12 protein-coding genes are annotated in these 12,611 nt (G+C 69.9%); 4 read left to right on the forward strand and 8 right to left on the reverse strand.

All coding sequences use genetic code 11. The annotated features are described in order from the left end of the window. Nucleotides 1–419: 419 nt before the first annotated feature. Nucleotides 420–842, forward strand: coding sequence for a molybdopterin-binding protein (locus tag A9X04_RS18700; RefSeq protein WP_067923628.1), 423 nt, complete (start codon nt 420–422; stop codon nt 840–842). A 7-nt stretch (nt 843–849) separates the two neighbouring features. Here A9X04_RS18700 and pyrF read toward each other — a convergent pair whose 3' ends face one another. The 7 genes from pyrF to pyrR all read right to left on the reverse strand — a co-directional run bounded on the left by pyrF (nt 850) and on the right by pyrR (nt 9,566). Next, nucleotides 850–1,677: an orotidine-5'-phosphate decarboxylase gene (gene pyrF, locus A9X04_RS18705; protein WP_067923631.1), complete on the reverse strand. Its 828-nt coding sequence runs from the start codon at nt 1,675–1,677 to the stop codon at nt 850–852. Continuing rightward, nucleotides 1,674–5,042, reverse strand: coding sequence for a carbamoyl-phosphate synthase large subunit (gene carB / locus A9X04_RS18710; protein WP_067923634.1), 3,369 nt, complete (start codon nt 5,040–5,042; stop codon nt 1,674–1,676). Before carB ends, pyrF begins: the two co-directional genes overlap by 4 nt. Nucleotides 5,043–5,127: 85 nt before the next feature. Beyond that, the gene (carA, locus tag A9X04_RS18715) at nt 5,128–6,258 is read right to left on the reverse strand and encodes a glutamine-hydrolyzing carbamoyl-phosphate synthase small subunit (protein WP_067923637.1); all 1,131 of its coding nucleotides are present in this window, start codon (nt 6,256–6,258) and stop codon (nt 5,128–5,130) included. Beyond that, nucleotides 6,255–6,755, reverse strand: a complete 501-nt coding sequence (locus A9X04_RS18720; RefSeq protein WP_067923722.1) for a transporter — start codon at nt 6,753–6,755, stop codon at nt 6,255–6,257. The genes carA and A9X04_RS18720 overlap by 4 nt, the downstream gene beginning before the upstream one ends. Then, nucleotides 6,752–8,044, reverse strand: a complete 1,293-nt coding sequence (locus A9X04_RS18725) for a dihydroorotase (protein ID WP_067923641.1) — start codon at nt 8,042–8,044, stop codon at nt 6,752–6,754. Before A9X04_RS18725 ends, A9X04_RS18720 begins: the two co-directional genes overlap by 4 nt. Next, nucleotides 8,041–9,000 (reverse strand): aspartate carbamoyltransferase catalytic subunit, encoded by a 960-nt coding sequence (locus tag A9X04_RS18730; protein ID WP_067923644.1) that lies wholly within the window; start codon nt 8,998–9,000, stop codon nt 8,041–8,043. Before A9X04_RS18730 ends, A9X04_RS18725 begins: the two co-directional genes overlap by 4 nt. Beyond that, on the reverse strand, nt 8,997–9,566 hold the full coding sequence (gene pyrR, locus A9X04_RS18735) for a bifunctional pyr operon transcriptional regulator/uracil phosphoribosyltransferase PyrR (protein ID WP_067923647.1): 570 nt from the start codon (nt 9,564–9,566) through the stop codon (nt 8,997–8,999). The genes A9X04_RS18730 and pyrR overlap by 4 nt, the downstream gene beginning before the upstream one ends. A gap of 214 nt (nt 9,567–9,780) precedes the next feature. On the opposite strand from pyrR, the gene A9X04_RS18740 reads away from it, so the two are divergent. After that, nucleotides 9,781–10,413 carry a class I SAM-dependent methyltransferase gene (locus A9X04_RS18740; RefSeq protein ID WP_156764419.1) on the forward strand — a complete coding sequence of 211 codons (633 nt, stop codon included), beginning with the start codon at nt 9,781–9,783 and terminating at the stop codon, nt 10,411–10,413. Here the strand turns inward: A9X04_RS18740 and A9X04_RS18745 are convergent. Further along, the gene (locus tag A9X04_RS18745; RefSeq protein ID WP_067923651.1) at nt 10,410–10,835 is read right to left on the reverse strand and encodes a cellulose-binding domain-containing protein; all 426 of its coding nucleotides are present in this window, start codon (nt 10,833–10,835) and stop codon (nt 10,410–10,412) included. The two genes, A9X04_RS18740 and A9X04_RS18745, sit on opposite strands and share 4 nt — an antisense overlap. Before the next feature lie 173 nt (nt 10,836–11,008). On the opposite strand from A9X04_RS18745, the gene A9X04_RS18750 reads away from it, so the two are divergent. Together A9X04_RS18750 and A9X04_RS18755 are read left to right on the forward strand one after the other, a co-directional pair. Beyond that, entirely contained in the window at nt 11,009–11,359 is a 351-nt protein-coding gene (locus A9X04_RS18750) for an STAS domain-containing protein (protein WP_067923654.1), read from the forward strand. Nucleotides 11,360–11,402: 43 nt separating this feature from the next. Then, nucleotides 11,403–12,608: a serine hydrolase gene (locus A9X04_RS18755; protein WP_067923725.1), complete on the forward strand. Its 1,206-nt coding sequence runs from the start codon at nt 11,403–11,405 to the stop codon at nt 12,606–12,608. Nucleotides 12,609–12,611: the final 3 nt, after the last annotated feature.

A 12,611-nucleotide genomic window follows, 5' to 3' on the forward strand; every position in this document is an offset into this window, starting at 1 on the left:
CTCTGCCGGGTACTTCAGCCAGCGGAGACGACCGTACTCAGGCCTCCTGACGAAATCTAACCCGACCCCCTGGTTAAGGGGACAAAGTCCCAGCATGAGCCCGGCGTGTGGCCCGAAAAAGCAGGCCGTCGGGCATCGTGGGCGCCGGGCGCGCCCCGCGGTGCGGGGGCGGCGGTGTGGCCACCTCGAACCCCCACGCCACCGCTCTGACCTGGGGTTTTAGCGCGACGGACCGCTGCGGGGCCGCTGCGGGGGCGGCTGGAAACGACGCCGGAGGCGCGCCGAAACGCCTCGTGCGGGGGGTCACGCATTTTTCGTCGCGTGTCGCGCGTGTCGCGCCGCGCCGACCGGCCGGGCGCGATCACGCGTGGATTGCTGGTACGACAGCCAGCTAACACTCGCGGAGTTAGGATCTAGCGGTGTCGAACCTGCGGATCCGTCAGGCCGCTGAGCTGCTCGGGGTCAGCGACGACACTGTCCGGCGATGGATCAACCAGGGATCGTTGACGGTCGGGCAGGACGCGGCCGGCCGCAAGGTCATCGCCAGCGAGGACCTGGCCCGGTTCTCCCGGACCAACGCCCCCACCCCGCCGCCCGACCCGCTGAGCATCGGCAGCTCGGCCCGCAACCGCTTCGTCGGGCTGGTCACAAAGGTCACCAGCGACAAGGTGATGACCCAGGTGGAGATGCAGTGCGGCCCGTTCACCGTCGTGTCGCTGATGAGCACCGAGGCGGCCGAGGAGCTGCAGCTGCGGCCCGGCAGTGTGGCGGTCGCGGTCGTCAAGGCCACCACGGTGATCGTGGAGACCGCCCGGCCCAGCTCGGCGGCCGCATCGGACTGACCCGCCTCTACGGCGCTCCCAGATAGGCGACGGCGTCCAGCATCCGCTCGCCGGCCGCCCGCAGTTCGGCCACCCCCGGCCCGGCACGCAGCACCTCGCGGGCCACCGCGGGCAGCAGCTGGCCGGGATCCGCCCCGCCCAGCCCGGCGAGCGCCTCGGGCCGTCCGCCCTGCACACCCAGGCCCGGCACCAGCACCGGCCCGCCCAGCGCGCTCAGATCGGGGGCCTGCAGGACGGTCGCGCCCACCACCACGCCGACATATCCGGGACCGGACGGCGTGGCGGACTTGTTCACCACCGCCGCCTGGTCGACGACCAGCTGGGCCACCGTGCGGCCGTCGAACGCGGCGCGCTGCACGGTCGCGCCCTCGGGGTTGGAAGTGGCGGCCAGCACGAACACGCCCCGATCGTGCGCGGCGGCGGCCTCGAGCAGCGGCCGCAGCGAGCCGAACCCGAGGTATGGCGAGGCGGTCACGGCGTCGGCGGCCAGCGGCGAGTCACCCGCCCAGGCGGCGGCGTACGCCGCCATCGTCGTGCCGATGTCGCCGCGCTTGGCGTCGGCCAGCACCAGCACCCCGACCGAACGCAGCGCCGCGATCGTGCGTTCCAGCACCGCGAACCCGGCGGCGCCGTAGGACTCGAAGAACGCCACCTGCGGCTTGACGACGGCGAAACCGGAGAACGCCTCGACACAGATGTCGCAGAACTTGGCCAGCCCGTCGGCGGCCGCCGGCAAATCCCAGGCGCGTAGCAGCTCGGGGTGCGGGTCGATCCCCACACACAGCGGGCCGCGCTGCGCTTTGGCCTCGGCCAGCCGCCGGCCGAAGCCCGTCACCGGGCGCCTTCGCCGGGCGCGGCGCCCTGCCCCATCAGGCTGTGCAGCTCCTGCAGGGACCGGACGCCGATGTCGCCGCGGATACCGGCCTCGATGCCCTGGATGGCGGCGGACGCGCCCTGCACGGTGGTGACGCAGGGGATGTTGACCGACACCGCGGCCGAACGGATCTCGTAGCCGTCGATACGCGGGCCGGAATTGCCGTACGGCGTGTTGATCACCATGTCGACTTCGCCGGCCTTGATCGCGTCGACGGCGGACACGGCCGGGCGGCCCGGCTGCGGCGGCTCGAAGTGCTTGCGGACCTCGTCGCAGGGAATCCCGTTGCGGCGCAACATCTCCGCGGTGCCCTCGGTGGCCAGCACACGGAAGCCCAGATCGGCCAGGCGCTTGACGGGGAACACCAGCGACCGCTTGTCCCGGTTGGCGACGGAGACGAACACGGTGCCCTCGGCCGGCAGCGAACCGTAGGCGGCGGTCTGGCTCTTGGCGAAGGCGGTGCCGAAGTCGCGGTCGATGCCCATCACCTCACCGGTCGATTTCATCTCCGGGCCGAGCAGGGAATCGATGGCGGCGCCGTCGGCCCGCCGGAAGCGGTGGAACGGCAGCACCGCCTCCTTGACCGCGATCGGGGCGTTCTGGACCGCGTGGGCGCCGTCCCCGGACGCCGCCAGCATGCCCTCGGCGCGGAGCTGGGGAATGGTGGCGCCCAACATGATCCGGGCGCACGCCTTGGCGAGCGGGATCGCGGTGGCCTTGGAGACGAAGGGAACGGTGCGGCTGGCCCTCGGGTTGGCCTCCAGGACGTAGAGCACGTCGTCCTTCAGCGCGTACTGCACGTTGAGCAGGCCGATCACCCCGATGCCGTGCGCGATGGCCTCGGTCGCGCGGCGCACCTTCTCGATGTCGCTGCGGCCCAGCGTGACGGGCGGTAGCGCGCACGCCGAGTCGCCGGAGTGGATGCCGGCCTCCTCGATGTGCTCCATGATGCCGCCGATGTAGACCTCGGTGCCGTCGCACAGGGCGTCGACGTCGATCTCCACCGCGTCCTCGAGGAAGCGATCCACCAGCACCGGGTGTTCGGGCGAGAGCTCGGTGGCGCGGGTGATGTAGCCCTCCAGTGTCTCCTCGTCGTAGACGATCTCCATCCCTCGGCCGCCCAGGACGTACGACGGCCGCACCAGCACCGGGTAGCCGATGTCCTCGGCGATCCGGCGGGCCTGCGCGAAAGTGGTTGCCATGCCGTATTTCGGCGCCGGCAATCCGGCGCCGGTCAGCACGTCACCGAAGGCGCCGCGGTCCTCGGCCAGGTCGATCGCCTCCGGCGGCGTGCCCACGATCGGGACTCCGGCGTCGGCCAGGCGCTGCGCCAACCCGAGCGGGGTCTGGCCGCCCAGCTGCACGATGACGCCGACCACCCCGGGCCCGTCACCCCCCGACTGCTGTTCGGCGTGGAACACCTCCAGGACGTCCTCGAAGGTCAGCGGCTCGAAGTACAGCCGGTCGGCGGTGTCGTAGTCGGTGGACACCGTCTCCGGGTTGCAGTTGACCATGACGGTCTCGAAACCGGCCTGGCTCAACGTGGTTGCCGCGTGCACGCAGCTGTAGTCGAATTCGATGCCCTGGCCGATGCGGTTGGGCCCGGATCCCAGGATCAGCACCTTGGGCCGCTCGGCCTGCGGGGCCACCTCCGTCTCGGCCGCCGGGTCGAGCTCATAGCTGCTGTAGTGATAGGGCGTCTTGGCATCGAACTCCGCCGCGCAGGTGTCCACCGTCTTGTACACCGGGTGGATGCCCAGCCGCTCGCGCAGCGAGCGCACCCCGTTCTCCCCCGCCAATTCGGGCCGCAGGGCGGCGATCTGGCGGTCCGACAGCCCGCTGTGCTTGGCCCGCCGCAGCAGGTCGGTGTCCAGCACCGGGGCGTCGACCAGCTCCGCGCGCAGCGTGCCCAGCTCGCCGATCTGGGCGACGAACCACGGGTCGACGCCGCTGGCCTCGGCGACCTGCTCGATCGAGGCGCCCAGCCGCAGCGCCAGCTCGATGTCGTAGAGCCGGCCCTCGGTCGGGGTCCGTAGCCGGTCGAGCACCTCGCCGACGTTGCAGTCCGGGCCGTCCGGCTTGGTCCAGAACCCGGCGCGGGTGGTCTCCAGAGACCGCATCACCTTGCCGAGCGCCTCGATGAAGTTGCGGCCCAACGACATCGCCTCGCCGACGGACTTCATCGTGGTGGTCAGGGTGGGGTCCGCCCCGGGGAACTTCTCGAACGCGAACCGCGGCGCCTTGACGACGACGTAGTCGAGGGTGGGTTCGAAGCAGGCCGGCGTTTCCTTGGTGATGTCGTTGACGATCTCGTCGAGGGTGTACCCGATGGCCAGCTTGGCGGCGATCTTGGCGATCGGGAAGCCGGTGGCCTTGGAGGCCAGCGCGCTGGACCGCGACACCCGCGGGTTCATCTCGATGACGATCAGCCGGCCGTCGCTCGGGTTGACGGCGAACTGGATGTTGCAGCCGCCGGTGTCGACCCCGACCTCGCGCAGGATCGCGATGCCCAGGTCCCGCATCCGCTGGTATTCCCGGTCGGTCAGCGTCATGGCCGGCGCGACGGTGACCGAGTCGCCGGTGTGCACGCCCATCGGGTCGACGTTCTCGATCGAGCAGACCACGACGACGTTGTCGTTGCCGTCGCGCATCAGCTCGAGCTCGAATTCCTTCCAGCCGTAGATGGATTCCTCGATCAGCACGTTGGCGCTGGGGCTTTCGGCCAGGCCGGCGCCGGCCATCCGGTCGACCTCCTCGACGGATCGCGCCATGCCCGAGCCCAGCCCGCCCATGGTGAAGCTGGGCCGCACCACCACCGGAAGACCGAGTTCCTCGACCGTCTCGCGGACCTCTTCCATGGTGAAACACACTCGGCTGCGGGCGGATTCACCGCCGACCTTGGCGACGATGTCCTTGAACATCTGCCGGTCCTCGCCGCGCTGGATGGCGTCGATGTCGGCCCCGATGAGCTCGACCCCGTGGCGCTCGAGCGCGCCGTTCTGATACAGCGCGACCGCGGTGTTGAGCGCGGTCTGCCCGCCCAGCGTGGCCAGCAGCGCGTCGATCTTGTTGCCGCGCTCGGCCTGTTGCGCGATCACCCGCTCCACGAAGGCCGGGGTGATGGGCTCGACGTAGGTGTGGTCGGCGTACTCGGGGTCGGTCATGATGGTCGCCGGGTTGGAGTTGATCAGGCTGACCTGCAGCCCCTCCGCTCGCAGCACCCGGCAGGCCTGGGTGCCCGAGTAGTCGAATTCGGCCGCCTGGCCGATGACGATCGGCCCCGAGCCGATCACCAGCACGTGGTTGAGATCGCTGCGCCGCGGCACTAGCGCCCTCCTTCTTTCTTGGCGCGAGCGACCGCGTTTGTACACCGTTTACGGCGTGTCGCCGTACAAACACGGTCGCTCGCGGTCATCTCTCACCGGCCATCAGCTCGATGAATTGATCGAACAGGTATTCCGCGTCGTGTGGGCCGGCGGCGGCCTCCGGGTGGTACTGCACCGAGAACGCCCGCCCGTCGGCGAGTTTGACGCCCTCGACCACCCCGTCGTTGGCGCATGTGTGGCTGACGACGGCGGGCCCGAACGGCGTGTCGAAGGATTGACCCGCCTCGCCTTCCAGCGCGAAACCGTGGTTCTGCGCGGTCACCGCCACCCGACCGGTGGCGTGGTCCATGACGGGGATATTGATCCCGCGGTGGCCGAAGACCATCTTGTAGGTGGACAGGCCCAGTGCCCGGCCCAGGATCTGGTTGCCGAAGCAGATGCCGAACAACGGGATTCCGGCGCCCAGCACCTCGCGGGTGAGCGCGACGACGTGGTCGGCGGTGGCGGGGTCACCGGGGCCGTTGGACAAGAACACGCCGTCGGGTGCGATGTCGGCGATCTGTTCGAAGCTCGTCGACGACGGCAGCACGTGGCTGCGGACTCCCCGGCGGGCGAAGTTGCGCGGGGTGTTGGTCTTGATGCCCAGGTCCAGCGCCACCACCGTAAACCGTTGCGCCCCGTCGGGTTCCACGATGTAGGGCTCCGCGGTGCTGACCTCGCCGGCGAGGTCGGCACCCAGCATCGACTGCTGCCCCCGCACCCGCTCCACCAACTCGTCTATGTTCAAAGGGTCGGCCAGCGCCTCGCCGGAGAACACCCCCGCCTTCATGGAGCCGCGGGTGCGCAGGTGGCGCACCACCGCCCGGGTGTCGATGCCGGCGATCCCGACGATGTGCTGGCGCACCAGCTCGTCCTCCAGGGTTCCCGTGGCGCGCCAGTTCGACGCCCGCGGGGACGGGTCGCGCACCGCGTAGCCGGCGACCCAGATCTTGTCGCCGCGACTTTCGGCGTCCTCGGTGTTCCAGCCGGTGTTGCCGATCTGTGGCGCGGTGGCCACCACGATCTGCCGGTGATAACTGGGATCGGTCAGCGTCTCCTGGTAGCCGGACATGCCGGTGGAAAACACGGCCTCGCCGAGGGTTTGGCCGACCTGGCCGAACGGCGTGCCGGTGAAGACGCGCCCGTCCTCGAGTACCAGAACTGCTTTTGTCGTCACGCTACTTCCTCTTTGAGCCAGTCGGTGTATTCGTCGCGGTGGTTGGCCCGAAAGCCGGTGTCGATCTCGACTCCCGACGGCAGCCGCCACCGAATCGCCAGAATCCCGATCCGGGCTACGGCCCGGCCGCCCATCCCGCGCTCCATGCGGATATGCGTGATCGAGTCGCGTGGAATCCAAAGCGGTTGGGCGCGTAGGCGTTCCACCATGATACCGCTCGAATAGCGGGTCAGCACCGCCTTGCTCCGGTACCCCAGATCGCCGACGGCGATCCGCTCGTTCCAGCCCGGGGCCATCATCGACCCGCAATAGTGGCCTTGGGTGGTGATCGTCGCCGCACCCACCTGGTCGGGCACGTCGGGCAGCCGGCCGATCAGTTCGGCCTGCCGCTGCGAGCGGCGCCGCCAGCTGCGCATCATCAGCTGGATCACCACCGCGATCACCACCACCAGCACGGCCGCGAAGATCAGCGACCCCACCAGCGTGCCCGAATTCATGCCGGGCACTTCCCGTCTCGAGCCGTGACCTTCCCGCGCAGCAGGGTCGCCGTGACGGTGGCGGGCAGGGCCATCGACTCGAAGGGCGTGTTGGCCGACCGGCTGGCCAGGTCGGACCCGGCGACGGTCCAGGTGGCGTCGGGGTCCACCACCGTCAGGTTGGCCGGCTCCCCCACCTCCAGCGGGCGGCCGTGATCGGGCAGTCCGACGATGCGCGCCGGGTTTTCGCTCATCACCCGGGCGACGTCCCGCCACGTCAACAGCCCGGGCGCCACCATGGTGTGCACCACGACCGACAGCGCGGTCTGCAGGCCCAGCATGCCGGGACGCGCCGCCGCGAACTCCACGCACTTCTCGTGCTCGGCGTGCGGCGCATGGTCGGTGGCCACACAGTCGATGACGCCGTCGGCCAGGGCCTGGCGCAACGCCACAGCGTCGGCGGCCTCGCGCAGCGGCGGGTTGACGCGATTGCGCCCGTCGTAGCTGGCCAGCCTGCTGTCGTCCAGCAGCAGGTGGTGCGGGGTGACCTCGGCGGTGATCGAGATCCCTTGCCCCTTGGCCCATTTCAGCAGCTCGACGGTTCCCGCGGTGGAGGCGTGGCAGATGTGGACGCGGGCGCCGGCGTCGCGCGCCAGCAACGCATCCCGGGCGACGATGGACTCCTCGGCGGCCCGGGGCCAGCCCGAGAGGCCCAGCCGGGCGGCGGTGGGTCCCTCGTGCGCGACGGCGCCGACGGTCAGCCGGGGCTCCTCGGCGTGCTGGGCGATCAGCACGCCCAGGCCCGTGGCGTATTCCAGCGCGCGGCGCATCACCAGCGGGTCGTGTACGCAGACACCGTCGTCGGAGAACATCCGAACCTGCGCGGCCCCGGCCGCCATCATGCCCATCTCGGTGAGTTCGGTGCCGGCCAATCCGACGGTGACGGCGCCGACGGGGTGCACGTCGACCAAGCCGACCTGCTGGCCGCGGTGCCAGACGTGGTCGGTGACCACCGGGCTGTCGGCGACGGGATTGGTGTTGGCCATCGCGAACACGGCGGTATATCCGCCGAGAGCCGCTGCGGCCGAGCCCGTTTCGATGTCCTCGGCGTATTCTCGGCCCGGCTCGCGCAGGTGGGTGTGCAGGTCGACGAAGCCGGGCAGCAGCACCTGGCCCGTCGCATCGATGACGTCGGCCGTATCCGGGATGGCAAGGCCCGGGCCGATGTCGGCGATCTGGCCGTCATCGACCAGCACGTCGACCCGGTCGCCCTCGCCGTACAACCGGACCCCGCGGATCAGCACGCTCACGCCGCCCCCTCTTTTCCGGCGGATTCCGCACCCACCAGCACGTGGAACAGCACGGCCATCCGCACGTGCACGCCGTTGGAAACCTGTTGCAGCACGGCCGATTGCGACGAATCCGCCACCGACGACGCGATCTCCATGCCGCGCAGCATCGGACCCGGGTGCAGCACCACGGCGTGGCCGGGCAGCATGGCCTGGCGGCGATCGGAAAGCCCGTAGCGGGAGGAGTATTCGCGCACCGACGGGAAGAAGCCGCCGTTCATCCGTTCGGCCTGCACCCGCAGCATCAGCACCGCGTCGGCGGCGGGTAGCTCGGCGTCGAAGTCGCCCGAGACGGTGACCGGCCAGGAGTCGACCCCGGCCGGCAGCAGCGTCGGCGGCGCGACCAGCACCACCTCCGCGCCCAGGGTGTTCAGCAGCATGACGTTGGAGCGGGCGACCCGGCTGTGCAGGATGTCGCCGACGATCACGACGCGCCGGCCCTCGATACCGCCGAGGCGCTGGCGGATGGTGAGCGCGTCCAGCAGCGCCTGCGTCGGGTGCTCGTGCGTGCCGTCGCCGGCGTTGATCACCGAGGGGCCGGAGTCGTTGCCGGCGCACGTCCAGTCGGCCAGCAGGTGGGCGGCACCCGAGGCCGGATGGCGGATGATCAGCGCGTCGGCGCCGGCCGCCCGCAGCGTCAGCGCGGTGTCGCGCAGCGACTCGCCCTTGCCCACCGACGACCCGGCGGCGCTGACGTTGATGACGTCGGCGCTCATCCACTTGCCGGCCACCTCGAACGACACCCGGGTGCGGGTGGAGTTCTCGTAGAACATCGTGATCACGGTGCGGCCGCGCAGGGTCGGCAGCTTCTTCACCTCGCGGCCCACCAGCGCCTCGGCGAACCGGTCCGCGTCGTCGAGGATGGCGATGGCCTCGTCGCGGGTCAGGTCGCCGGCGGCCAGCAGGTGGCGCGTCATCGCGAGATCACCACCCCGTCGCGCCCGTCCTGCTCGCTGAGCAGTACGTGCACGCTCTCGCTGCGGGAGGTGGGGACGTTCTTGCCGACGTAGTCGGCGCGCAGCGGCAGCTCGCGGTGGCCGCGGTCGACCAGCACCGCCAGCTGCACCACCCGCGGGCGGCCGACGTCGCGCAGGGCGTCCAGCGCCGAGCGGACCGAGCGACCGGAGTAGAGCACGTCGTCGATGAGGATGACCAGCGCGTCGTCGATGCCGCCCGCCGGGATCGAGGTGACCTCGAGCGGTCGCGGCGGTTTCTGCATCAGGTCGTCGCGATACAGGGTGATGTCGAGGGCTCCGCAACCGACGTCGACCCCGCTGTATTCGGCGATGTTGGTGGCCAGCCGCCTGGCGAGGATCACGCCGCGGGTCGGGATTCCCAGCAGCACCACCCTGGGCGCGGACCGGCTCGCGTCATCTAACGCGGTCTTCTCGATGATCTGATGCGCGATACGGGAAATGGTGCGACTCACGTCGGCCGCCGACATCAACTCGCGGCCGGTGCCGGTGTCACCCGCTGCACCCATGCGAAACCCTGACCTCCTTCTCCGCCTCGCCGGACGGATCGTTAAAGGATGTCGACTGCCCGGCAGCGTAGCACTTCTTCGAAAGGACGCGGCGCGCGGCACGGGCCGTGACGTGCTCGATCACCCGCTGCGCCACTTGCGCCCCACGTGTCCCGGCTTGAGCGGACGCGGCCGCGCTACCCTGGCGAAAGTGACCGGCTCAGGCTTCTCCAGACTGCAGCAAATGGACTTCGACGCGCTCTATCGCGGCGAGAGCCCCGGCGAGGGCATCCCGCCGATGACGACACCGCCGTGGGACACCAAGGCGCCCAAGGACAACGTCATCGCCTGGCTTGGCGGGGGCTGGGTCCACGGTGACGTCCTGGACATCGGCTGCGGGCTCGGTGACAACGCCATCTACCTGGCGCTGAACGGGTTCCGGGTGACCGGGCTGGACATCTCGCCCACCGCCCTGGTCACCGCCGAGCGCCGGGCCGCCGATGCCGGCGTCGACATCACGTTCGCGGTGGCCGACTCCACCCAGCTGGCGGGCTACACCGACGCGTTCGACACCGTCATCGACAGCGGCATGTTCCACTGCCTCGACGACGACGGCAAGCGCAGCTACGCCGCCGCGGCGCACCGCGCCACCAGGCCGGGCGCCACGCTGTTGATCAGCTGCTTCTCCGACGCGAACGCCCCCGACGAACGGTGGCCCCGGCCGGCGGTGTCCGAGCAGACGCTGCGCGACGTCCTCGGCGGCGCGGGGTGGGACATCGAGTCGCTGGAGCCCGCCACAATGCGCCGCGAGGTGGACGGCGCACAGGTCGAGATGGCGTTCTGGTACGTCCGCGCCCAGCGCCGCTAGCTGCAGGGATACTGGCCGTTGAGCACGCAATTCGACGGCGGCGTGAAGGAACCGGTCACCACGCCTCTCATGCCACCCGTGGCCGAACCACCGGGCGCAATGCTGCGATTCCAATTCGCGGGGGTGAGCACGTAGTGGGTGCCCGATTGGGTGACGGTGCTGTTCCACGTGTGCAGGACGGATTGTCCGGCCGGCATGTCAAAGTCAATCCGCCAATCGGTTAGCGGCACCGTGCTCAGATTGGTGACGGTGAAGTTGGCGATGAAACCGGTCTGCCACGCGTGTTCCACCGACAACGTCGCCGCGGCCGCGGCCGCGTGAGCCACGGGCGCGACGGCGAGCCCCAGGGCAACGACGGATACCGACACCGTGATGTGAAGCGCTGTGCGCCAGCGCTTCACGCAATTGCTCAGTGCGGCCATAGCAACCAACACTAAAGCCGGACACGCGACGTCGGTCCTGGCATCGCGGGTAGCTGCCGTACCTTTGCTCAACCGAAACCGTCATGAAATTTTGGCCTTTGTCGCCGACGGAACGAGCGGGTAACGGCCCGGTTAACCGGCCGTGGTGAGAAGGCGATACGGTTCGGATCGTCATGAGCGAGGAGTTTTGGGTCAACCGCCGCGATGCCGGTGAGGCGGTGATCCTGGAGGTCAGCGGCGTCGTCGACATCATCACCGCGCCCTCGCTCGCCACGCATATCGACATCGCCCTGTCCGGCACGCCTGCGGTGCTCGTCATCGACCTCACCGAGGTCGATTTCCTGTCCTCGGCCGGCATCACCGTGCTGGTCGAGGTGCAGCGCCTGACCCAGGACAGCCCGACCTCGCTGCGGGTGGCGGCCGACGGCTCGGCAACCAGCCGGCCGCTGCGCATCGTGGGCCTCGACGAGTTCATCGAGCTGTATCCCACGGTGGACGAGGCGCTGGAGGGGCGCGAGTCCTAGTGTGACGTTCGCGCTCCCCGGGCACGCCGCTAACGTGATTCGGGTGAATCTCGACGTCAACGCGGGCTCCATCCGCGAAGTGTGCGATGCCGGCATGCTTGCCGGCGCGGTGACGATGGTCTGGCGGCGCGGAGAAGTGCTGCAGGTCAACGAAATCGGTTATCGGGACGTGGACGCGGGCCTGCCGATGCAGCGGGACACGCTGTTCCGGATCGCGTCGATGACCAAGCCGGTGACCGTCGCCGCGGTGATGAGCCTGGTCGACGAGGGCAAGCTGACGCTGAAAGACCCCGTCGTGCGCTGGGCCCCGGAGCTGGCCGACGTGCGGGTGCTCGACGAGCCGCACGGCCCGCTGGACCGGACGCATCCGGTGCAGCGCGCCATCCTGATCGAGGACCTGCTCACCCACACCAGCGGCCTGGCCTACAGCTTCTCGGTGTCCGGGCCGATCGCCAAGGCCTACATGCGGCTGCCGTTCAGTCAGGGTCCCGACACCTGGCTGGCCGAGCTGGCCAAGCTGCCGCTGGTGCATCAGCCCGGTGAGCGGCTCACCTACAGCCATTCCATCGACCTGCTGGGCGTCATCGCGGCGCGCATCGAGGGCAAGCCGTTCCACCAGGTTCTCGACGAGCGGGTGCTGGGCCCGGTGGGCATGCCGGACACCGGGTTCTTCGTCTCCCCCGAGGCGCGCCGCCGCGCCGCGACCATGTACCGGCTCGACGAGCAGGGCCAACTGCACCACGACGTGATGGGGCCGCCGCACATCAAGCCGCCCTCCTTCGCCAACGCGGGCGGGGGCCTGTGGTCCACCGCCGACGACTACCTGCGGTTCGTGCGGATGCTGCTCGGCGAGGGAACGATCGACGGTGTGCGGGTGCTGTCGGCCGAGTCGGCCCGCCTGATGCGGACCGACCGGCTGACCGACGAGCAGAAGCGCCACAACTTCCTGGGGGCGCCGTACTGGGTGGGCCGCGGCTTCGGGCTGAACGTGTCGGTGGTGACCGACCCGACAAGGAGCGCGCCGCTGTTCGGTCCGGGCGGGCTCGGAACCTTCAGCTGGCCGGGCGCCTACGGGACGTGGTGGCAGGCCGACCCGACCGCCGACCTGGTTCTGCTGTATCTGGTGCAGAACCTGCCCGACATGTCCGCCGACGTGGCCGCGGCCGTCGCCGGCAACACCTCGTTGGCGAAACTCCAATCGGTGCAACCGAAATTCGTTCGGCGCACTTATCAGGCGCTCGGCCTCTAGCAC

Source organism: Mycobacterium sp. E3247 (assembly GCF_001667785.1).
Taxonomy (GTDB): Bacteria; Actinomycetota; Actinomycetes; order Mycobacteriales; family Mycobacteriaceae; genus Mycobacterium.

Excerpts from the sequence above, each read along its gene's own strand:
- A9X04_RS18720 (WP_067923722.1), bottom strand. The coding sequence starts at position 6,755 with ATGAATTCGGGCACGCTGGTGGGGTCGCTGATCTTCGCGGCCGTGCTG.
- A9X04_RS18730 (WP_067923644.1), bottom strand. The coding sequence starts at position 9,000 with ATGACGCGCCACCTGCTGGCCGCCGGCGACCTGACCCGCGACGAGGCC.
- pyrR (WP_067923647.1), bottom strand. The coding sequence starts at position 9,566 with ATGGGTGCAGCGGGTGACACCGGCACCGGCCGCGAGTTGATGTCGGCG.
- A9X04_RS18745 (WP_067923651.1), bottom strand. The coding sequence starts at position 10,835 with ATGGCCGCACTGAGCAATTGCGTGAAGCGCTGGCGCACAGCGCTTCAC.
- A9X04_RS18750 (WP_067923654.1), top strand. The coding sequence starts at position 11,009 with ATGAGCGAGGAGTTTTGGGTCAACCGCCGCGATGCCGGTGAGGCGGTG.